15 protein-coding genes are annotated in these 22,377 nt (G+C 64.4%); 9 read left to right on the top strand and 6 right to left on the bottom strand.

What is annotated here, in order from left to right; translation table 11 throughout:
- The first annotated feature begins 126 nt into the window (after positions 1-126).
- The 5 genes from htpX (at position 127) to purH (ending at position 6,243) form a co-directional block, all read left to right on the top strand.
- A complete protein-coding gene (gene htpX, locus RHIBR816_RS0108295; RefSeq protein WP_018236067.1) occupies positions 127-1,086 on the top strand; it encodes a zinc metalloprotease HtpX in 960 nt (319 codons plus the stop codon).
- Positions 1,086-2,498: an RsmB/NOP family class I SAM-dependent RNA methyltransferase gene (locus tag RHIBR816_RS0108290; RefSeq protein WP_026186767.1), complete on the top strand. Its 1,413-nt coding sequence runs from the start codon at positions 1,086-1,088 to the stop codon at positions 2,496-2,498. The genes htpX and RHIBR816_RS0108290 overlap by 1 nt, the downstream gene beginning before the upstream one ends.
- A 134-nt stretch (positions 2,499-2,632) precedes the next feature.
- Positions 2,633-2,824: a hypothetical protein gene (locus RHIBR816_RS37435; protein ID WP_157628146.1), complete on the top strand. Its 192-nt coding sequence runs from the start codon at positions 2,633-2,635 to the stop codon at positions 2,822-2,824.
- A complete protein-coding gene (locus RHIBR816_RS0108285) occupies positions 2,808-4,493 on the top strand; it encodes a heparinase II/III family protein (protein WP_018236064.1) in 1,686 nt (561 codons plus the stop codon). The genes RHIBR816_RS37435 and RHIBR816_RS0108285 overlap by 17 nt, the downstream gene beginning before the upstream one ends.
- Positions 4,494-4,632: 139 nt before the next feature.
- Entirely contained in the window at positions 4,633-6,243 is a 1,611-nt protein-coding gene (purH, locus tag RHIBR816_RS0108280; protein ID WP_018236063.1) for a bifunctional phosphoribosylaminoimidazolecarboxamide formyltransferase/IMP cyclohydrolase, read from the top strand.
- Positions 6,244-6,518: 275 nt separating this feature from the next.
- On the opposite strand, the gene RHIBR816_RS0108275 is transcribed toward purH, so the two are convergent.
- Together RHIBR816_RS0108275 and RHIBR816_RS0108270 are read right to left on the bottom strand one after the other, a co-directional pair.
- Complete coding sequence (locus RHIBR816_RS0108275) at positions 6,519-7,910, bottom strand: MFS transporter (RefSeq protein WP_026186766.1); 1,392 nt, start codon at positions 7,908-7,910, stop codon at positions 6,519-6,521.
- Between the two features lie 120 nt (positions 7,911-8,030).
- On the bottom strand, positions 8,031-12,818 hold the full coding sequence (locus RHIBR816_RS0108270; protein WP_026186765.1) for an NAD-glutamate dehydrogenase: 4,788 nt from the start codon (positions 12,816-12,818) through the stop codon (positions 8,031-8,033).
- Positions 12,819-13,100: 282 nt separating this feature from the next.
- On the opposite strand from RHIBR816_RS0108270, the gene pdxY reads away from it, so the two are divergent.
- Both pdxY and RHIBR816_RS0108260 read left to right on the top strand, forming a co-directional pair.
- On the top strand, positions 13,101-13,982 hold the full coding sequence (pdxY, locus tag RHIBR816_RS0108265; RefSeq protein WP_018236060.1) for a pyridoxal kinase PdxY: 882 nt from the start codon (positions 13,101-13,103) through the stop codon (positions 13,980-13,982).
- 49 nt (positions 13,983-14,031) lie between these two features.
- Positions 14,032-14,679: a carbonic anhydrase gene (locus RHIBR816_RS0108260; protein WP_018236059.1), complete on the top strand. Its 648-nt coding sequence runs from the start codon at positions 14,032-14,034 to the stop codon at positions 14,677-14,679.
- A 59-nt stretch (positions 14,680-14,738) separates the two neighbouring features.
- Here RHIBR816_RS0108260 and RHIBR816_RS0108255 read toward each other — a convergent pair whose 3' ends face one another.
- Entirely contained in the window at positions 14,739-15,560 is an 822-nt protein-coding gene (locus RHIBR816_RS0108255; protein ID WP_026186764.1) for a lytic transglycosylase domain-containing protein, read from the bottom strand.
- A gap of 239 nt (positions 15,561-15,799) precedes the next feature.
- Positions 15,800-16,834 (bottom strand): aspartate-semialdehyde dehydrogenase, encoded by a 1,035-nt coding sequence (locus RHIBR816_RS0108250; protein WP_018236057.1) that lies wholly within the window; start codon positions 16,832-16,834, stop codon positions 15,800-15,802.
- Positions 16,835-17,334: 500 nt separating this feature from the next.
- Between RHIBR816_RS0108250 and RHIBR816_RS0108240 the strand changes: the two genes are divergently transcribed.
- Positions 17,335-19,227 (top strand): MFS transporter, encoded by a 1,893-nt coding sequence (locus RHIBR816_RS0108240; RefSeq protein WP_018236055.1) that lies wholly within the window; start codon positions 17,335-17,337, stop codon positions 19,225-19,227.
- Positions 19,228-19,389: 162 nt separating this feature from the next.
- Here RHIBR816_RS0108240 and RHIBR816_RS0108235 read toward each other — a convergent pair whose 3' ends face one another.
- Both RHIBR816_RS0108235 and leuB read right to left on the bottom strand, forming a co-directional pair.
- Positions 19,390-20,088: a phosphatase PAP2 family protein gene (locus RHIBR816_RS0108235; RefSeq protein ID WP_018236054.1), complete on the bottom strand. Its 699-nt coding sequence runs from the start codon at positions 20,086-20,088 to the stop codon at positions 19,390-19,392.
- Positions 20,089-20,219: 131 nt separating this feature from the next.
- Positions 20,220-21,332, bottom strand: a complete 1,113-nt coding sequence (gene leuB, locus RHIBR816_RS0108230; protein WP_018236053.1) for a 3-isopropylmalate dehydrogenase — start codon at positions 21,330-21,332, stop codon at positions 20,220-20,222.
- Positions 21,333-21,716: 384 nt separating this feature from the next.
- Between leuB and RHIBR816_RS0108220 the strand changes: the two genes are divergently transcribed.
- A complete protein-coding gene (locus RHIBR816_RS0108220) occupies positions 21,717-22,358 on the top strand; it encodes a LysE family translocator (protein WP_018236052.1) in 642 nt (213 codons plus the stop codon).
- Positions 22,359-22,377: the final 19 nt, after the last annotated feature.

Below are 22,377 nucleotides of genomic sequence, written 5' to 3'. Positions count from 1 at the left end.
CGCTTCCGTCAAAGCGGAACCCTGATTCACGTGAAACGTTTGGGGAGAGATCGCATGGACACGCCGAGCCGGTCCGCCGCGCCTCGTCGCCGAATGAAGTGATCTAAGAATGCCTGGAGCTCATCCATGAATCTCGTGCGCACTGCAATGTTGCTTGCCTTCATGACGGCCCTTTTCATGGCCGTCGGCTATGTCATCGGCGGCCGGGGCGGGATGATGATCGCCATGGTCATGGCTGCGGGCATGAACTTTTTCTCCTATTGGAATTCCGATCGCATGGTCCTGAGGATGTATCGGGCCCAGGAGGTCGACGAACGCAGTGCGCCGGAATATTATGGCATCGTGCGCGATCTGGCGCAGAATGCCGGTCTGCCGATGCCGCGCGTCTATGTCATCGACAGCCCGCAGCCGAACGCCTTTGCCACCGGCCGCAACCCTCAGAATGCTGCGGTCGCCGCCTCCACCGGCCTGCTGCAGTCGCTCTCCTATGAGGAAGTCGCCGGCGTCATGGCGCATGAGCTTGCCCATATCCAGTATCGCGACACGCTGACGATGACGCTGACGGCGACGCTCGCCGGTGCCATCTCGATGCTCGGCAATTTCGCCTTCTTCTTCGGCGGCAACCGCGAGAACAACAATCCGCTCGGCTTCATCGGCGTGCTGATCGCGATGATCGTCGCGCCCCTTGCCGCCGCGCTGGTGCAGATGGCGATCAGCCGCACGCGGGAATATTCGGCCGACCGGCGCGGCGCCGAGATCTGCGGCAATCCGCTCTGGCTCGCCTCGGCGCTCCGGAAGATCGCCGGGGCAGCCCATGTCATTCACAACCAGGACGCGGAGCGCAATCCGGCGACGGCGCACATGTTCATCATCAATCCGCTTTCGGGCGAGCGCATGGACAACCTCTTCTCGACCCATCCGAACACGGAGAATCGCGTCGCCGCGCTCGAGCGGATGGCGGGCGAGATGTCGACGGGCTCGACGGCGCCGGCGCGCCCTGATAATGCGGTGCGCAAATCGCGCTCTGTCCCGAGAACCGGCTGGGGTCGCGGTGGTTCCGAACCGCCGAAAGGCCCCTGGTCCTGATGCCCGAAGACAGACAAAACGATTCACGTCCGAAACGATCCCGATCGAACAAGCCCTCCCGGATGGGAAGTGAGCGGCCCGATGCCAGCGCCCAGGCCAAACCGGGCCTGAAGAGCCGTCAGGCGGCCGCCAAGATCCTGGCGGCTGTGATCGATCGCAAGACGTCGCTCGACGGCATGCTCGACCAGGAGCACGGCAATCCGGCCTATCGCGAGCTCAATGATGCCGACCGCGCGCTGGTGCGCGCCATCCTCAATTCGGCGCTCCGGCACCTGCCGCGGATCCGCGCCGCGATCGATTCGCTGCTGCAGACCCCGCTCCCCGAGGGCGCGCGCGCGCTCGAGCATGTGCTGACGGTCGCTGCGGCACAGATTCTCTATCTCGACATCCCGGATCATTCCGCCGTCGACCTCGCGGTCGAGCAGGCGCAGTCGGATCCGCGCAATCGCCGCTTCGCCAGCCTCGTCAACGCGGTCCTCAGACGGCTGTCGCGCGAGAAGGATGCACTTCTCGAAAACATGCAGGCCGTGCCCGCCATTCCGGCCTGGTTCCATGACCGACTCGTCGCCCATTACGGCCGCGCTGAGGCGGAAGGCATGTCCGAGGCGCAGCTCGTTCCCGCCGCGATCGACCTTACGGTGAAGTCCGACCCCGCCGGGTGGGCCGAGCGTCTCGGCGGCACGGTGCTGCCGACCGGCTCCGTCCGGCTCGGCGATTTCTCCGGTACGATCCCGTCCCTGCCGGGGTTTGCGGAAGGGGCCTGGTGGGTGCAGGACGCGGCCGCCTCCATACCGGCGCGGCTTTTCGGCGATCTTTCCGGCAAAGCCGTCGTCGATCTCTGCGCGGCGCCGGGCGGCAAGACGGCCCAGCTCATTCTCGCCGGGGCGACGGTGACGGCGCTCGACCAGTCCTCCAGCCGGTTGCGGCGGCTCAAGGGCAACCTTCAGCGCCTCGGCCTCGAAGCCCGCACGAAAGAGACCGACATGGCGGATTTCCGCCCGGAAGAGCTTTTCGACGCGGCGCTTCTCGATGCCCCCTGTTCATCGACCGGCACGACGCGCCGCCATCCGGACGTGCTCTGGACGAAAGGGCCGGAGGACATCGAAAAGCTCGCCCGGCTGCAGGAACGGCTGCTGCGCCATGCGCTGAGCGTCGTCAAACCTGGCGGTATCGTGGTCTTTTCCAATTGCTCGCTGGACCCGCGCGAAGGCGAAGAGGTCGTTGAACGCGTCCTTGGGGATGGACTTTGCGAGCGCGTTCCGATCGCCCCGTCCGACTGGCCCGGACTCGAGGCGGCGATCACCGCGATCGGCGAGTTCCGCACGACGCCGGCGATGCTGCCGCTCGACCCTCCCTTCTCCGGCGGGCTCGACGGTTTCTATGCGGCGGTGCTGCGCCGCTCCGATGGCTAGCGCATCGGCCCGAAAATCGGCTTCGATTTTCGGAAGGCACGATGCGTCGATTCAAACTGTTGCAGTGTCCTTTGCGCGTCTGAAACGACGCGCCGCTGTAACATCATCAAGCCTCGTCAACAGGCTGTCTCGCCGTGGCAATTGACGCTTTTGGACTGCCCGCCTATCAATGGTCGCAGATTGATAGAAATTTAATCATCCGTCCGGCACGGTTCCGGTCCATGAAAGCGATTCTGGCGCAATCCCGACAGGTGCTGGTCAAGCGCTTCGAGGGTCCCGTTGCGGAAATCAAGAGATTTGCAGGCGCCGATGCTGTTTTCCAGTAAACGTAGGCTGCTTTACCTGTATCTGCGCGAAGGCTGGCGCCGCTTTTCGCGCCGGCTTTCGCTCGGGCGGCTGTCGGCGCTGCGCTTTTCCGGATCGACGCCGGACCGGCTGATCGTCGCGCCGACGGATCTGAGAGCGATCGATCCCTTCGTGGCGGAGGAAATTCTTCACGGCCGCTATCCATTGGCGGGCCGGGTGCTCGATACGGAGGGCGAATCGCCCTTCGAGATCGACCTGCCTTCGCACGAATTTGCCAATCGGCTCCACGCCTTCGACTGGCTGCGCCACATGCGTGCGGTCCGGGATGAGGCCGGCTTTGCCAGGCTGCGCCAGATCCTCGACGACTGGATGGGCACGCACGGCCGCAATATCGGCGGCATCTCCTGGGATGCCGATGTGATCGCGCAACGCATCATTGCCTGGCTGTCGCATTCGCCGGTGGCGTTGCGCAATGCCGAGCATGGTTTCTATCGCCGCTTCCTGAAGAGCCTCGCCTTTCAGGTCCGCTATCTGCGCCACATCGCCGAAACCGTGCCGGATGGCGAGGCGCGGCTCAGGGTTCGCATAGCGCTGGCGATGGCCTCCGTGTCGATGCCCGTCTCCCCCTCGGCACTACGCCGGGCGGCGCGCAGTCTGGATCTGGAGCTCGACCGTCAAATTCTGCCCGACGGCGGGCATTTCTCCCGCAATCCGCGCGCCGCCCTCGAACTGCTGCTCGACCTGCTGCCGCTCAGGCAGACCTATGTCAATCTCGGCCACGACGTACCGTCGCGGCTGATCTCCGGCATCGACCGGATGTATCCGGCCTTGCGCTTCTTCCGGCATCAGAGCGGCGAGCTGGCGCTCTTCAACGGGGCAACCTCGGTGCCGGCGCACGAGCTCGCCTCGGTGCTGCGCTATGACGAGACGGCGGGCGAACCGTTCCGGTCGCTCCCGCATATCAATTTCGAGCGGCTCTCGCTGGGCGAAACCGTCGTCATCGTCGATACCGGGCGCCCGTTGTCGGTCGATCTGTCGCGCAGCGCCCATGCCGGCTGCCTCTCCTTCGAGATGTCGTCGGGGCGAAACCGTCTCATCGTCAATTCCGGCGCGCCGAAATTCGCCGGCGAACGATTTCGGCAAATGGCACGCGCCACTGCCGCGCATTCGACGGTGACGCTGAACGACACATCCTCCTCGCGCTTTTCGCAATCAAGCTTTCTCGGCGCGATCATGACGAGCGGTGTTTCGCGGGTCGAGGCGGAACGAGGCGACGAGCCCGGTCGCATCGAGTCGGTCCGGGCGCGCCATGACGGCTACCTTGCCGCCTTCGGTTTGATCCACGAGCGCGACATCGGCGTCCTGAACGGTGGTCGGCTGATCCGTGGACGCGATCGGCTTACCGGGGCAAACGGCGGCGATCCGGAGACCGCCGATGCGGCGGTCGCCGTTGCCCGCTTTCACATTCATCCGGCGATCGGGCTGCGCCAGAGCAGCAAGAGCGAAGTTTATCTGAGTGCGCCCGATGGCGAGGCCTGGCTTTTTGCCTGCCGGGATGGAGAACTGGGAATCGAGGAGGACGTCTTCTTCGCCGACCCTTCCGGCGTGCGGGCCTCGTCGCAGATCACGGTCACCTTCGCGGCCGGAGCGCAGCCGGAGATCCAGTGGACGCTGACCCGCGAGGGGTAGGCTGCTGCGCTGAAGCCTATTTTCCACCCCTCACGGCGGCGAAGGTTCCTTCCGCTGGCAAGCTGTGCTAACGGGCAGCCATTCCAATCGCCGGCACCCCACTTTCCAAGCGTCCGGCGCTGCCAAAGGAGCATGGTTGATGGCTGTCGCCTCCAAGAAGATCCCGGCTCCGGACGAAGTCCGGATCCAAACCGCCCTCCTCTCCGTGTCCGACAAGGCGGGCATCGTCGAGCTCGCCTGCGCCTTGCATGAGAAGGGCGTACGGCTGGTCTCGACCGGCGGCACGCACAAGGCGCTGGCGGGGGCCGGCCTGCCCGTCAGCGACGTATCCGAATTGACCGGCTTTCCGGAAGTCATGGACGGCCGCGTCAAGACGCTTCATCCCGGCGTCCATGGCGGCCTGCTCGCCATCCGCGACGACGCAGACCACAAGGCGGCGATGGACGCGCATGGCATCACGGCGATCGATCTCGTCGTCATCAATCTCTATCCGTTCGAAGAGGTTCGCGCTGAGGGCGGCGACTATCCGACCACGGTCGAGAATATCGACATCGGCGGGCCGGCGATGATCCGTGCCTCGGCCAAGAACCATGCCTATGTGACGATCGTCACCGATCCGGCCGATTATGCGACGCTGCTCGACGAAATCGCCAATGGCACGACGCGCTACGTCTTCCGCCAGAAGATGGCGGCCAAGGCCTATGCCCGGACGGCGGCCTATGACGCGGCGATCTCCAACTGGTTCGCCGAGGCGCTTGACACGCCCATGCCGCGCCATCGGGCGATCGGCGGCGTGCTCAAGGAGGAGATGCGCTACGGCGAGAACCCGCATCAGAAGGCGGGCTTCTACGTCACCGGCGAAAAGCGGCCGGGGGTCGCGACCGCGACGCTGCTGCAGGGCAAGCAGCTTTCCTACAACAATATCAACGATACGGACGCGGCCTTCGAACTCGTGGCGGAGTTCCTGCCGGAGAACGCGCCGGCCTGTGCGATCATCAAGCACGCCAATCCCTGCGGTGTCGCCACCGCGCCATCGCTCGCCGAAGCCTATCGCCGGGCGCTTGCCTGCGATTCGACCTCGGCCTTCGGCGGCATCATCGCGCTCAATCAGCAACTCGACGCGGAAACGGCCGAAGAGATCGTCAAGCTCTTCACCGAGGTGATCATCGCACCGTCGGTGAGCGACGAGGCCAAGGCGATTATCGCCCGCAAGCCGAACCTCAGGCTGCTGGCCGCCGGCGGCCTGCCGGATCCGCGCACCCCCGGCCTGACCGCCAAGACGGTCGCCGGCGGCCTGCTGGTACAGACGCGCGACAACGGCATGGTCGAGGACCTGGAACTCAAGGTCGTTACCAGGCGCGCGCCGACGGCGCAGGAACTTGAGGACATGAAGTTCGCCTTCAAGGTGGCCAAGCACGTCAAGTCGAACGCTGTCGTCTATGCCAAGGACGGCCAGACGGCCGGTATCGGCGCCGGCCAGATGAGCCGCGTCGATTCGGCCCGCATCGCCGCCATCAAGGCCGAGGAAGCCGCCAAGGCGCTCGGCCTTGCCACGCCGTTGACGCGCGGCTCGGCGGTCGCCTCGGAGGCCTTCCTGCCCTTCGCCGACGGCCTCCTGTCGGCGATCGCCGCCGGCGCCACGGCCGTCATCCAGCCGGGCGGCTCGATGCGCGACGACGAGGTCATCGCCGCCGCCAACGAGCACGATGTCGCCATGGTGTTCACCGGGATGCGGCACTTCCGGCATTGAGCGGTTAGGCGGAAAGGCACGCCCTCTCCCTTTGTCATCCTCGGGCTTGGCCCAGGGCTTGACCCGAGGATCCACTCACAAGCCGAAAGCTGAACACTCGGCTCGGTGCGGCTCGACCGCCTCTCGCTTTCCTCCGGTGCAGCGCTTGCGCATGGATCCTCGGGTCGAGCCCGAGGATGACGACTGGAAAGGGGGTGCCCACCAAAAACCGTCTGGTAGCAACGGGGTTGCAGGACGTGCCTTTGGTAAACTGCCGTGCCGCGCGGCGAACCCGTTCACGCCGGCCGATGCGCCGGATAGGGCGTGCGCAGCAGCATGACGAGGCCAACGGCGAGGAAAACGACCAGCGCCATCATGCCGATGCGTGCCGAGCCGGTCATCACGGTGATGGTCGCGACCGAGGCGGGCGCCAGGAACGACGTGGCGCGGCCGGAAAGCGCATAGAGCCCGAAATAGCGTCCGGCCTCGTCCGGCGAGACGCTGCGGGCCAGATAGGACCGCGACGAGGCCTGGACAGGGCCGAAGGCGATGCCGACCAGCAGGCCGTAAAGGATGTAAGCCTTTTCGGCGGCGGTACCGAAGAGCCCGTTCGAGTCCGCGGTCGGCAGCGGGACAAGCCCGAACAGCGTAAAGCCGGGACCGGTCGAGACGATGCCGAGCGTTGCGATCGTCAGGCAGACGAGGCTGGCGACAACGATGTTCTTCGAGCCGAGCCGCGCGTCGAGGCGGCTCGCATAGAGGCAGCCGCCGATCGCGACGACGTTGAGGATGATACCGTAGAGGCCGAGTTCCATCGTCTGCCAGCCGAACATGCCGGCGGCGAAGGTGCCGCCGAGTGCCAGCAGGCCGTTGACGCCATCCTGGAAGATCATCCGGGCAATCAGAAAGCGCAGGATTCCCGCCCTCTCCTTGAGTTCGCCGAGCGTGCCCTTGAGCTCCGTCAGCCCCCGGACCGTCGCCTCTCTGAGAGACGTCGTCGCCTTGCCTGCATCCGGGGTGAAGAGGAACATCGGCAGGATGAAGACAAGGTACCAGAGCGCCGAGATCGGGCCGGTGATGCGCGCATCTTCGCCCTTGGCCGGGTCGAGCCCGAAAAGCGGCTCGAGCCCAAGCGCCGTCTTGCCGGTAGCCGGATTCCCGGCAAGGAGCGCGACGACGCCGATAAGCACGATCATGCCACCGAGATAGCCAAGGCCCCAGGCGATGTTCGAGATCCGCCCGACGTCTTTCTCGCCGACGAGACGCGGCATCATCGAATCGTTGAAGACGATCGAAAACTCGGCCGCGACCGTTGCCAGCGTCAGGAAGATCGCCGGGTAGATCAGCGGCGAGCCGGGTACCGCGTACCACAGCATGGCGAGCGAGGCGATCTTGATGGCGGCAAAGAAGCCGATCCACGGTTTGCGCGGTCCAGTCGCATCGGCAATGGCGCCGAGGACCGGCGAGAGCACGGCGATGACGATGCCGGAAACGGTCAGCGTATAGCCCCAGATCGCCTGCCCCGCCGTGTGATCTGCCGTTAGCCGGGAAACGAAATAGGGTGCGAAGATGAAAGTGGTGATGACAGTGAAGAAGGGCTGAGCGGCCCAGTCGAACAGCATCCACCCGGCAATGCCGAGACGGGTGGTCTTCGGCTGCTCCTTCGCGCGTCCAGCTGCAATATCCAAGCTCCCCTCCCGGATCAGGCCGAGCCGCGCCATTCAGCGGCGCGGTGGCCAATGCGTTGAAATCACGCTCGATCCGGGAACGGAATCAGTCCTCCGGGCCAGCGGCCCGGAGGGACTGTGTCATTTCGCCCTGCCGCGTGCAAGATCGCTGAGGAGGCCTGCGGCGACGGTGATCTTGGCAAGCGTCGTCTCGCCCTTTTCGGTCAGGAGCTTCAGCTGGTCGCCTGCACGCGCCACACGCTCACGGTCCTGCTCCTGCCAGGCGAGGATAGGATTGCGTTCCTTCTTCTGTTCGACGAGCGCGGCGACGGTGATATCGCGGCGGGCGGTGGCGATGTCGGCAACGGCGCGCGTCAGCGCCATCGCCTCGAACTGCTCGGTGGCGGGCACCCGGTCGGCGGCCGCCAGTAGGCGGTTGACCCGTAGCGTCTCGGTCACGGCGAAATAGCCTTGCGCCGTGCGATTGAGCGGCTCGCCGGTCACCGTGGAGATCTGCATGATCTCGGGGACCAGCGTCATCAGCGACAGTTCGGCGATTTCCTCGGCAAGCTTTGCCGGCACGCCGCTCTCGATGAAGCCGGCTGCCTTCAGACGGGCCTCCTCGGCGCTTTCGCTCGAAATCGCCCCGCGCATCGTGCCGCGCAGCTTCTGCAGCCCGTCGCGCAGCCGCTGAACGGCGTCGGCAACCGGCCCCTCGGACGCTCGTGTTCGCAAGGCCCGTTCGGAGACCACCGCGAAGATGCGGCCGACCTCCTGGTAGAGCCTGTTCTGGACTGCGCCGCTGATCCTGTTGTCGAGCGCGTCGATTTCTCCATAGATCCGCGGCAGGTCGAAACCGTCGAGCGCCAGCACCGCGGCCTTGACGACATCGGCGGAAAGGAAACCGGTTCCGTCCGTCAGCGTCGACACGAAGGCGGGACCGCCGCGGTTGATCGCTTCGTTGGCGAGCACGGTTGCAATGATTTCGCGGCGCAGACGATGGCCGTGGATGTCCCCGCCATAGGTCTTGCGCATCTTCGCCGGGAAATAGCGTTCGAGCGTCGCGGTGAAATAGGGGTCGTCGGGCAGCTCGCTCTGGATCAGTTCGTCGAACAGTACCAGCTTCGCATAGGAGAGCAGCACCCCGATCTCCGGGCGCGTCAGCGGCTTGCCTCCCTGGTAGCGCTCGGCCATCGCCACTTCTGTCGGCAGGGTCTCCACCTTGCGGTTGAGATGCCCGTCGGTTTCGAACCGCGCCATCAGCCGCGCCAGCGGCGTGCGGTTGGCGAGACCCTGCATTTCCGTGAGCGAGATCGCCAGCGATTGTTGGTAGTTGTTGCGCAGCACGAGGTGGCCGACCTCGTCCGTCATCGCCGCCAGCAGCGTGTTGCGCTTGGGCCGGGTCAGGCGCCCGTCGCGCATCGCAGACGCGAGCGCGATCTTGATGTTGACCTCGACGTCGGAAGAATTGACGCCGGCCGAATTGTCGATCGCATCGGAATTGCAGCGTCCGCCGGCGAGCGAGAAGCCGATGCGTCCCCGCTGCGTGACGCCGAGATTGGCGCCCTCGCCGATGACGCGCGCGCGCACCTCCTCCGCGGTCACGCGGATCGGGTCGTTGGCGCGATCGCCGACTTCGGCGTCCGTCTCGTTGCTGCCGCGTACATAGGTGCCGATGCCGCCGAACCACAGAAGGTCGACCTGACTTTTCAGGATGGCGTTCATGATCTCGAACGGCGTCGCCTTCTGCTTGTCGATGCCGATCGCCGCCATTGCTTCCGGCGTCAGCGTGACCAGCTTTTCGGCGCGCGAGATGATGATCGCTCCGGGCGACAGCGTCTTGCGGTCATAGTCCTGCCAGCTCGAGCGCGGCAGCGCGAACATGCGCGTACGCTCGGCAAAGGAGAGATCGATATCCGGATTCGGATCGATGAAGATGTCGCGATGGTCGAAGGCGGCGATCAGCCGGATCTTCTCCGAAAGCAGCATGCCGTTGCCAAAGACGTCGCCCGACATGTCGCCGACGCCGGCCACCGTGAAGGGCGTCGTCTGGATGTCGATGTCCATCTCGCGGAAATGCCGCTTGACGGCTTCCCAGGCGCCGCGCGCGGTGATGCCCATCTTCTTGTGGTCGTAACCGGCCGAACCGCCGGAGGCGAAGGCGTCGTCGAGCCAGAAGCCGGCCTCCTGCGCCAGCCCGTTGGCCGTATCCGAGAAGGTCGCGGTGCCCTTGTCGGCCGCCACGACGAAATAGGGGTCGTCGCCATCGAGGCGAAGCGTGTCCTGAGGCGGCACGATTTCCTGGCCGACGATGTTGTCGGTCACCGAGAGCAGCGTGCGGATATAGGTCTTGTAAGCCTCGGTTCCGGCCTTGAAGATCTCGTCGCGGCTGCCGCCGACGGGGAGCTGCTTCGGATAGAAGCCGCCCTTGGCGCCGACCGGAACGATGACGGCGTTCTTGACCTGCTGCGCCTTGACGAGGCCGAGCACCTCGGTGCGGTAGTCCTGGGCCCGGTCGGACCAGCGCAGCCCGCCGCGCGCCACCTTGCCGAACCTGAGATGCACGCCTTCGACCTCGGTGCCGTAGACGAAAATTTCGCGGAAGGGGCGCGGTTCCGGCAGGCCTTCGAGCGCCTTCGGATCGAGCTTGAAGGCAAGCACCGGGCGCGGCCGGCCCTCGGCATCCTTCTGGAAATAGTTGGTCCGGAGCGTCGATTGGACGACGTTGACGTAGCGGCGCAGGATCCGGTCTTCGTCGAGGCTCGGCACGGCCGAGAGCGACTCCTCGATTGCCGTGAGCAGGGCGCTCACCTTCTTCGCGCGCGCCTTGGCGTCCATTTTCGGATCGAGCCGCGTCGAGAACAGGCGGAAGATATCGGCGGCAATGGCCGGATATTTGTTCAGCGTGTCGGCGATATAGCCCTGCGAATAGGTGATCCCCGCCTGGCGCAAATAGCGCGAATAGGCGCGCAGCACCGTTACTTCGCGGGCGGTAAGTCCCGCGAGCATGACCAGGCGGTTGAAGTTGTCGTCCTCGATCGTGCCGTTCCAGGCGGCGAGGAAAGCCTCCTCCAGGGCAGAGCCCGTCCTGGCGAGGTGGACGGTGTGGCCGTCGCGGTGAATGAGTTCCATGTCGTGCAGCACGACCTCGCGCGGCTCCTGCCCATGCGGGCGCACACCGATGTCGTGGGTCTGTTCGCTGATGACGCGGAAGCCGAGATTTTCGAGGAGCGGCACGCGGCGGGAGAGCGAGACCGGAGTGTCGGCGTGGAAGATCTTCAGTTCCAGCGCGTCCGGCCTTTCCCGGTCCCGGTGGTAGAAGGAGATGCGAATCGGATCGTCCGCCTGGCAGGCGGCCATGCCGCTAAGGTCGGCATAGGCCTCGGCCGGCGTGAAGGCGGCCTGATAGGCCTCGCCGACCGCAAGCTCGACACCGTCCTTGCGGGCGAGCAGGTTGAAGCGGTCGGTCCAGCGGGTGACGATGGCGCGGACCGCTTCCTCGAGTTTCGCCTGGGGGACGCGCGGCGTCTTGCCGCCGGAGCGCCCGATGATGAAGTGGACGCGGGCGAGACCGCCTTCGGGGAAGGCGGGATAGTAGGCCGAGACGCGGCCGTCATAGACGGTCTTCAGGTAATCGCCGATCTTCTCGCGGACATCCGAATCATATTGCTCGCGCGGCACGAAGACGATGACCGACACGAAGCGGTCGAAGTGGTCGATGCGCGGCAGCACGCGGATGCGCGGCCGGTCGCCGAGCTCGTTGATCTGCTCGCAGAAGGCGGCGAGCACGCCGACATCGATCTGGAAGAGATCGTCGCGCGGATAGGCTTCGAGCGTATTGGCCAGCATCTTGCCGGAGTGGCTCTGCGGATCGTAGCCGAAGTGATCGACGATCTTCTCGATCTTGTGCCGCAAGAGCGGGATCTCCGCTGCCTGGCGCGTATAGGCGGTCGAGGTGAAGAGACCGACGATGCGGAGCTCGCCCACGACGTTGCCGGAGGCGTCGAAGCGCTTGACGCCGATGTAATCCATATAGGCGCGGCGGTGGACGACCGACTTCACATTGGCCTTGGTGACGATGAGGAAGTCCGGTCCTTCCAGGAAGGCGAGGATTTCGGGCGTCGTCAGCACCGCGTCCTTGCCCTGGCGCAGCACGCGGACGTCCGGATTGGAAAGAATGCCGAGGCCCCGGCCCTTGCCGCGCTCGACAGCCGCTCTCTCACCCTTGCCGGAGTAAGTATATTCGCGCATTCCCAGGAAGGTGAAATTGTTATCCCTTAGCCAGCGAAGGAATGCGAGTGCTTCGTCTCGGTCGCTCTTTTTGCGGGACGCATTGTAATCCTCCAGTTCGCGCATGGCCTGATCGAGCAAGGCGGTCATCGCCGGCCAATCGTGGACGGTCTGATGGACCTGTTCGAGCACATCGGTGATGCGCTTGCTCAGCGACCGCTCCTCGAGCGGCGCCAGCTTGCTCAGGTGGATCTGGATATGGCTGACGCGGTGCGCCGGGTCGCTTTCCTCGTCCGGGTCGAACAGTTTCGCCGGTTGGCCTGGTTTCGTGACCAGAATGGGATGAATTGCCAGGTGAATGTCGCGGTGGGTGCTCGTCACCTCCCCCATGACCGAGTCATAAAGGAAGGGCATGTTGCGTTCGGTGACGGCGATGATCGAGACCTCGGTTCCGCCCGGCGCTATGCCCGGCACCGTCTCGACCGAAACCTGCGGTTTGCCGCCGTCCCAGCGGGCGAGCTCTCGGCGGGCATGGGCGGCTGTCAGCGCCAGCATGTCCGGAGAATAGAGATCCAGGTCGTCGTTGCTCGCGCCACCGAAGAGAATTTCCGGCGGCAGAGTCTCGGTGCCGATCTTGGTCATTGCCGCCCGGGCCGCGTCAATATGACGATCCCGTTTCGGATTATGCTTCACGCCCATGAACTCGCTCCCCCAAAATGATAGTCGACCCTAGCAGAACCATGGTCAATGGCGATGGTTTTTATGATGGATTTGGGCGAAATCGAGCCTGTTTTCGGAGAAATTCACGTAGAATCGACCTAAATCCATTTAAATCGGGCGTGATTTTGCGAAAATTTCTCAAAAAACGATGAAAACGAATAAAAACGCCGCAGCACTCCAAAGTCGCCACGGCCGGCTCCCTGTTGACAGGGCTGCGACAGTCGGGCGATCACACGCCGAATCGAAGGATTGGTCCGCCCGATGTCCGAAGCACCCGCCGCCCGCGGCGCCGTCATTGTCATATCCAGCCATGTGGTCCGCGGCACGGTCGGCAATCGCGCCGCGGTGTTTGCCCTGGAGACGCTCGGCCACCAGGTCTGGGCACTGCCGACCGTCATTCTTCCCTGGCATCCCGGCCATGGCCGTTCGACGCGGGTAGTGATGCCGGATCAGGATTTTCAGTCGATCATCGATGATCTCGCCGGCGCCCCCTGGACGGGCGAGGTGCGCGCCATCCTGTCCGGCTACCTGGGCTCGCCTGCCCAGGCGGAAGGCGTTGCCCGGCTGGTCACGGCGCTCAGGGACCGCAATCCGGAGCTTTTCTACGCCTGCGACCCGGTGATCGGTGATGCGACCGGCCTTTACGTGCCGGTCGAGCTCGCTGCCGCCATCCGCGACCGGCTGCTGCCGCTGGCGACACTGGCGACGCCCAACCGGTTCGAGCTCGCCTGGCTGGCGGGCGCCGCGCTTGAAACCAATGCGGCGATCCTCGACGCCGCGCTCGGCCTCGGGCCGTCCCGGGTGCTGGTGACCTCCGCGATCCCGATGATGAGCGGCGGCACCGGCAATCTCTATCTTTCCGGCCGGCACGCGCTCCTTGCCGAGCATCGTTTGATCGACGATCCGCCCAACGGTACCGGAGACCTGCTTTCGGCCGTCTTTCTTGCGCGGCTTCTCCAGGGGCTCTCCGAGGAACGTGCGCTGCAGCTGGCGACCGCCAGCGTGTTCGAGATCATAGCGCGCAGCCGCAAGCGCGGCGCCGACGAACTGACGCTCGAAAAGGACGCATCGAGCCTGGCGACGCCGATGGCGATGGTTCAGATGCGCCGGTTGGTGCATCCGAGCCAGATGCGGCCGAAATAAAAGAAACTGCTCATAATGGATTGATCTGTCGATCACAGCGAGGTAACCGATGGATATGCAGCGCTTCCCGGAAAATCTTCTGAACGGCTATCGCAATTTCATGAACGGCCGGTTCAGCGAACAGCAGCAACGCTACAAGACCCTCGCAGAGACAGGCCAAAAGCCCCGAACGATGGTCATCGCCTGTTGCGATTCGCGGGCGGCCCCCGAAACAATCTTCGATTGCGGCCCGGGGGAGCTGTTCGTCATCCGCAACGTTGCCAATCTGATGCCGCCCTACGAGCCGGACGGCCACTATCATTCGACCTCGGCGGCGTTGGAATTCGCAGTCCAGTCGCTGCGCGTCAGCGATATCGTCGTCATGGGGCACGGCCGCTGCGGCGGCATCAAGGCGGCGCTCGATCCGGACGCGGAGCCGCTCTCGCCCGGCGATTTCATCGGCCGCTGGATGAACCTCTTGAAACCGGCTGCGGAACAGATCCAGAGCAACGCCGTGATGACGCAGGCGGAGCGTCAAAGGGCACTCGAGCGCGTGTCGATCCGCAACTCGCTCGCCAATCTCCGAACTTTCCCCTGCGTCCAGGTTCTCGAGGCGAAGGGAAAACTCAGCCTGCACGGTGCCTGGTTCGACATTTCGAGCGGCGAGCTCTGGGTGATGGACGCGAAGACCGGCGATTTCGCCCGTCCGGGGATGTAAATAGAGAAAGGCCCGCTCCTTTCGAAGCGAGCCCTTTATTCCAATCGTCACTGGGGTGATCAGTCGCCGTCGATCTCGGCGCCGATGATGGCGATCGCCTGCTGGTAGACGCTCGCGGCGTTCCAGCCCTGGATCGCCGCGTAGTTCACCTGGCCCGGCTGGTAACCGCCGCCCGGCTGCCAGCCGTGGCCGCGCAGGAAGTTCGCGGTCGAGGCGAGCGCGTCGGCCCTGGAGCGGACCATGTCGACGTGGCCATTGCCGTCGCCGTCGACGCCGTATTTCAGCACGTTCAACGGCAGGAACTGCGTCTGGCCGATTTCGCCATGGGCAGCGCCGCGGGCGGCCGGGCTCAGGTCGCCGCGCTGGACGAGCTGAAGTGCGGCGTAGAGTTGGTCGGTGAAATAGGCGGAGCGGCGGCAATCATAGGCGAGCGTCGAGACGGCGGAAAGCGTGTGCTCCTTGCCCATGAAGGAGCCGAAGCCGGTTTCCATGCCCCAGATCGCGATCAGCGGACCTGCTGGTACGCCGAACCGCTGCTCGATGCTTTCGAACAGCCTGGCATTCTGGGCGCGCATTTTCCGGCCGCGTGAGATGATCGCCTGGCCGCCGCGCTTCTGCATGAACGCGTCGAGCGACAGCTTGAAGCTCTTCTGGCCGCGATCGGCGCGGATCGTCGCGCGGCTGTAGGAGACATTGGAAAGCGCCTGGTTGACGACCGACGGGCTGATGCCGCTGCCGGCGGCCTCGCGTTTGAACTCCGCCACCCAGGCAGCAAAGCCGCTGCCGTCGTTGCCGCACTGGGCCGCGAAAGAGGCGGCCGGGAGAAGTGCCGTTGTGATGAGGGCGGCGAGCCCCGCCGCCGCGCGCTTTGCCATGTGCATGAGATACCCCGTCATTGCCCGATTTACATTGCCTTCAAAGACGCCGGTGCCGTCGACGCTCTCGTTTGGCCGTTACAGCGCCGTCGCGTCCTTCAGACACATGGTCGCCGTAGCACCTTGAATTGCAGTCGTGCCGCGTGATGGTTTCACGTGAATCCACCGCTCCGGACTTCAATGCGAAACCCCGCAGGTCCCATTCGGTCCGAGCGGGGCTCCGATTGCGATCGATTGCCGCCTTTTCAGGCGGCCTGCTTGCGCGGCTTGATCAGGCCGCGATTGACCAGCAGTTCGGCGATCTGAACGGCGTTCAGCGCCGCACCCTTGCGCAGGTTGTCGGAAACGACCCACATATTCAGGCCGTTTTCGACGGTCGCGTCCTCGCGGATGCGCGAAATATAGGTCGCGTCTTCGCCGGCGCATTCGTAAGGCGTCACATAGCCGCCGTTCTCATGCTTGTCGACGACGAGGCAACCCGGCGCCTCGCGCAGGATCTCGCGGGCCTCGTCGGCGGTGATTTCGTTCTCGAACTCGATATTGACCGATTCCGAATGGCCGATGAAGACCGGCACCCGCACGGCCGTGCAGGTCACCTTGATCTTCGGGTCGAGCATCTTCTTGGTCTCGGCGAGAACCTTCCATTCTTCCTTGGTGTAGCCGTCTTCCATGAAGACGTCGATGTGCGGGATGACGTTGAAGGCGATCCGCTTGGTGAACTTCTTGCTCTCGATCGGATCGGCAACGAAGACGGCACGCGTCTGGTTGAAGAGTTCGTCCATGCCGTCCTTGCCTGCGCCGGAGACCGACTGGTAGGTGGAAACGACGACACGCTTGATCTTGGCATGGTCGTGCAGCGGCTTCAGCGCGACGACGAGCTGCGCGGTCGAGCAATTCGGATTGGCGATGATGTTCTTCTTGGTGAATCCGGAAACCGCATCCGCGTTCACTTCCGGCACGATCAGCGGTACCTCGGCGTCGTAGCGCCAGGCCGAGGAATTGTCGATGACGACGCAGCCCTGCTGGCCGATCTTCGGCGAGTACTTGAGCGATACCGCGCCGCCGGCCGACATCAGGCAAATATCCGTGTCGGAGAAATCATAGGTTTCGAGGTTGGAGACCTTCAGCGTCTTGTCACCATAGGAGACTTCGGTGCCGACGGAGCGCGAGGAGGCGAGCGCCACGACCTCTTCCGCTGGAAATCCCCGTTCGGAAAGGATGTTCAGCATCTCCCGGCCGACATTGCCGGTGGCGCCTGCGACTGCAATCTTGAAACCCATGATCTAAGCTCTCTTTCTGTCTCTCCTCATCTGGTGGAGGCGGAAGCCGCGCGGTTCGTCCGCGAGGTTCCTGTCCCCGGCCGAACCGGGGAGAGAGCGGAGGGCCAGAGACGTCAGACGGTTTTCGTCGTCGTTTTGGCCGTTGTTTTGCGATTGAGCGAGAAAGGGCGAGCCTGCCCGGCAGGGGCCGGCAAGCGCAGCGCAGCGATGGACGAACTGTTCGATCGCATCTCAAGTTTCCTCGTTCGCCGCTGCTCTTAGCGGCTTTTCGGCAAGAGTCAAGCCGGCGGCGGGGTCTCCGCCTTGAATTGCAGGGGGATGCGGGCACCGTTTTCCGCCCGCCGCATTAGACGAAAGTCATAGGACGAAAGCATCTCTGCCTCGGGCACGGCTTTTCTGACATCCTCTCAATCAGGCGTACCACGCTCGCGGCTTCGGGGAGGAGCCGGGAGCGATCCAACGGACGCTCCAATATGCCTTTTGAAGTGGAGGATCATCAAATGGCAAATGTCGCAACAGCGGACGGCATCAAAAAAGCCCGTCCGATGACCGGCGAGGAGAAGAAGGTCATCTTCGCTTCGTCGCTCGGTACCGTCTTCGAATGGTACGATTTCTATCTTTACGGGTCGCTCGCCCTCTATATCGGCGCGACCTTCTTCAGCCAGTATCCGCCGACGACGCAGGCGATCTTCGCGCTGCTCGCCTTTGCCGCCGGCTTCCTGGTTCGGCCCTTCGGCGCCCTGGTTTTTGGGCGTCTCGGCGACCTCGTCGGCCGCAAATATACGTTCCTCGTCACCATCCTGATCATGGGCCTCTCGACGTTCCTCGTCGGCGTGCTGCCGGGCTCGGCCTCGATCGGTATCGCTGCCCCGATCATCCTGATCATCCTGCGCCTGCTGCAGGGCCTCGCGCTCGGTGGTGAATACGGCGGCGCGGCCACCTATGTGGCAGAGCATGCCCCGCATGGACGCCGCGGCTATTTCACCTCCTGGATCCAGACGACGGCGACGCTCGGGCTGTTCCTGTCATTGGTGGTCATCCTGCTGGTTCAATACGTGCTCGGCAAGGAAGCCTTCGCCGCCTGGGGCTGGCGCATACCCTTCCTGCTCTCTTGCGTCCTTCTCGGCGTGTCCGTCTGGATTCGTCTGAAGATGAACGAATCGCCCGCCTTCAAGCGGATGAAGGAAGAGGGCAAGGGCTCGAAGGCACCGCTGACGGAAGCCTTCGGCCAGTGGGGGAATGCCAAGATTGCCCTGCTGGCGCTTTTCGGTGCCGTCGTCGGCCAGGCCGTTGTCTGGTACAGCGGCCAGTTCTATGCCCTGTTCTTCCTCACCGGCGTCCTCAAGGTTGACCCGCAATCTGCAAACCTGATGGTGGCTGCCTCGTTGTTGCTCGGAACCGGCTTTTTCGTCTTCTTCGGCTGGCTTTCGGACAAGATCGGCCGCAAGCCGATCATCATGGCCGGCCTGCTGCTTGCCATGCTCACCTATTTCCCGCTGTTCAAGGCGCTGACCTGGGCCGGCAATCCGGCGCTTGCCGAAGCGCAGGAGAATGTCCGTGCCACGGTTACCGCAGCGCCGGGAGATTGCAATTTCCAGTTCAACCCGACCGGCGTGCAGAAGTTCACGACGTCCTGCGACATCGCGACTGCCTTCCTCACCCGCAACTCCGTGCCCTATGACGTGGTGACGACGGCTGCTGCCGGCGCACCGGCAACCGTCAAAGTCGGAGAGACGACGATCACCAGCTATGATGCAGTTGCTGCCGGCGACAAGGCGAAGGCCGAAGACGCCGCGTTCAACAAGCAGGTCAATATGGCGCTGCAAACCTCGGGCTACCCGCTGGTGCGCGGTACGGCCAAGGTGCCGGAATCGAAGCTCGACGGCTTCGTTGCCGCCAATCCGGAACTGGCACTCGACGCGGCCGCCATCCGCGCCGGCGAAAAGGCCATGGTCCCGGCCGACAAGCTGACTGCCGACAAGCTGCTGACCAAGGAAGAGGTCGGCGGGGCGACCGAGATGGCGGTCTATTCGATCGACAAGGGCGGCGCCTTCACGATGGTGGCCGACCCGGCCCGCGTCAACTGGACGGTGATCATCGCAGTCCTGACCGTCCTCGTCATCTATGTGACGATGGTGTACGGCCCGATCGCCGCGCTGCTGGTCGAACTCTTCCCGACCCGCATCCGCTACACCGGCATGTCGCTGCCCTACCACATCGGCAACGGCTGGTTCGGCGGCCTGCTTCCGGCAACGGCCTTTGCGATGAGCGCGGCCAAGGGCGATATCTATTATGGCCTCTGGTACCCGATCGTCTTCGCCGGCATCACCCTGGTTATCGGCCTGTTGTTCCTGCCGGAAACCAAGGACCGCGACATCCACGCGATGGACTGAGCGGATCGAATTCGAGACGCGGGGTGCGGACGTAAACCGCACTCCGCTTCAGAACAAGCTCTCCTGACTCCGGCGCGGCCCCCGAGCCGGCTTTTTTTTTGCTTTGGGCCCGGCCTCCGCGTCGTCTTTTTTTGGCTTTGGGCGCTGCCTCCGCGCCGGCTTCTATTTGAGCTTCGGCGGGGGACTTGCACTCTTCGGCGCCGGCCAGCCGCCGGCATCGAGGCGGAAGAGCCAGTCCCGCCTGGCGAAGAGATAGGCCCACATCATCGCGGCCCAGAGGCCGAGCAGCAGGCCGACGGCGACGTCGCTCGGATAGTGGGCGCCGACGATGACGCGCGAGACGCCGATGAGCAGCGCCAGGATCAGGAACAGCGGCCGCAGCCCCGGCTTCAGCATTGCGAAGGCGCCGAAGAAGGCGCCGGCCGCCGTCGAATGGCCCGAAGGGAAGCTCTCGAACAGCCAGTCGCCGGTAAAGGGCGCCAGGCTGTAAGCGCCGTAGTCGGCGAAGAGTTCGGGGCGGGCGCGGCCGATCACCAGCTTCAGGCCGTGAACCAGAACGCTCGCCGTGGCGATCGTCAGCAGGAAATAGGCGGACAGGTTGCGCGCGGCGCGCGCCCGCTGCCGGACCGTGTCGCGCTGCGATGCGCGCCGTACGACGAAGGCGATCAGGAGCAGGGTTGCGGATGTATAGAGCATCCAGGCGAAGGTGCCGAAATCGGTGATCGTCCGGTTGAAGTCGACGATCTCGTCCGGCAGGCCGCGCGCCCATTCCGACAGATGCGGATCGAAGGGAACAAGGGCCAGGACGAGAACGATCGTCGTCAGAAGGATCCAGCCTGTGGAGGCAAGCGGTTGGTTCATGTCGGTCTTTCCTGTCGCTTTCCTGCATGTGAAAACGAACGCGGAAAAATCAAGGGATTCCAAAGAAAACACCTCCGGATTGCGTCCGGAAGTGTGCTTGTTCAGGCAGTCGGCGCTGTTCCGGCGGCCGATCAGGCCGAGAGCGCCTTGAACTCGGCGAGAATGGCGTCGCCCATCTCGACGGTGCCGACCTGGCGGCAGCCTTCCGCCATGATGTCGCCGGTGCGGATGCCCTTGTCGAGGACGTTGGCGATCGCCCTCTCCAGATTGTCGGCTTCCTTCACCAGGTTGAAGGAGTAACGCAGGCACATGGCGAAGGAGGCGATCATGGCGATCGGGTTGGCGATGCCCTTGCCGGCGATGTCCGGCGCCGAACCGTGCACCGGCTCGTAGAGCGCCTTGCGCTTGCCGGTCTTGGCGTCCGGTGCGCCGAGCGAGGCCGAGGGCAGCATGCCGAGCGAGCCGGTCAGCATCGCCGCGACGTCCGAGAGCATGTCGCCGAACAGGTTGTCGGTGACGATCACGTCGAACTGCTTCGGCTGGCGTACCAGCTGCATGCCGCCGGCATCGGCCAGCATGTGCTCTAGCTGAACGTCGGAATATTTCGCCTTGTGCGTCTCGGTAACCACCTGGTTCCAGAGCACGCCCGACTTCATGACATTGCGCTTTTCCATCGAGCAGACGCGGTTGTTGCGGGTGCGCGCCAGCTCGAAGGCGACGCCGGCGATGCGCTCGATCTCGTAGGTGTCGTAGACCTGGGTGTCGATGCCGCGCTTCTGGCCGTTGCCGAGGTCGATGATCTCCTTCGGCTCGCCGAAATAGACGCCGCCGGTCAACTCGCGGACGATCAGGATGTCGAGACCCTCGACCAGTTCGGCCTTCAGCGACGAGGCGTTGGCAAGGGCCGGGTAGCAGATGGCGGGCCGCAAATTGGCAAAGAGTTCCAGATCCTTGCGCAGCCGCAGCAGGCCGGCTTCCGGCCGCACCTCATAGGGAACCGCGTCCCATTTCGGGCCGCCGACCGCGCCGAAAAGCACGGCATCGGCGGCAAGGGCCTTCGCCATGTCGTCTTCCGAGATCGCCGCGCCATGGGCGTCATAGGCGGATCCACCCACAAGCCCCTCGTCCGTCACGAAGCCGGCGCCCTGCTCGGCGTTCATGTAAGCGATGATTTTGCGGACTTCCGCCATGGCTTCCGGGCCGATGCCGTCGCCGGGCAGAAGGAAGAGATTGCGCACAGTCATGGAAAGTCCTTCTCGAGGAGGGGAAACTGGGCCGCGTTCTTAGCGCAACTTCGTATCGAGGGAAATCGCGGCGGCGAAAGATTTGTGCGCGGTGCGTTCGGTTCCCGGCGAAACAGATGCCTGAGCCTTCCCATGAGAAAATAGCCGCCGTGGAACCGATCGCCCGGTTCCCGGAGCGCTGAGGGATACCTATGCGCAAATTCGTTCGGGCCATCGCGGAGCTGATCCGCGACACGATCAACCTCTTCACCTTCCGCAAGCCTTCGCAACGGGGTTGACGCCAAGTGGCGACAGCGACCGGTCGTATCCGCCGCCCGGTGTTTCCGCTTGACGGCCCCACCCGCGAACGCTCGAATGGCTCGACTTCACCTTGGGGGATTCGAGATGTCCGAGACGCTTCTTGTCGGTGCCTTCCTCGCCGCGCTGTCCTATACGCTGATCCCCGGTCCCGCCTTCCTGGCGCTTCTCGGCATCGGCGCCGGCCAGGGCCGAAAGGCCGGCGCCCTGTTCATGGGCGGTCATCTCGCCGGCGATATCCTCTGGTCGACGCTGGCGCTCGTTGCCATCGTCGGTGCGCGGTCGATCGGTACCGCGCTCTTCGACGTCCTCGGCCTCTTTTGCGGCGGCTATCTCGCCTGGATCGGCTGGACGGCGCTCAATGCCCGGCCGAGGGGCGAGAACCGGGCGCTCCTGACGGTCGAGCGGCCGCTCCGCCGCGGGCTGATCTTCGGGCTCACCAATCCCAAGGGCTACCCGGTCGCGCTCGCGACCTTCACGGCGCTGCTCGCCGGTTCCGCCAATGCGCTGGAATTCAATGCGCTACCAATGCTGCTCGCCGTCTCGCTCATCGGCTTCCTGATCGCCGACGTGATCCTGATCGCGATCATCGGCGCCTCGGTCGTGCGTCGCTTCTATCGCCGCCATGAGCTCACCATCGTCCGGCTGTCGGGGTTGCTGTTCATCGGCTTTGCGGTGCAGGCGATCTGGCATGCGGCGCCTGGCCTTTTCGGCCTTCGCAAGCCTTGACGACCGCCCCCTGCCCGAC

It is taken from the genome of Ensifer sp. BR816 (assembly GCF_000378985.1).
Taxonomy (GTDB): domain Bacteria; phylum Pseudomonadota; class Alphaproteobacteria; order Rhizobiales; family Rhizobiaceae; genus Sinorhizobium.
Note: the sequence above shows the minus strand (reverse complement) of the source record. Positions and strands in the feature narration are given on the sequence as shown.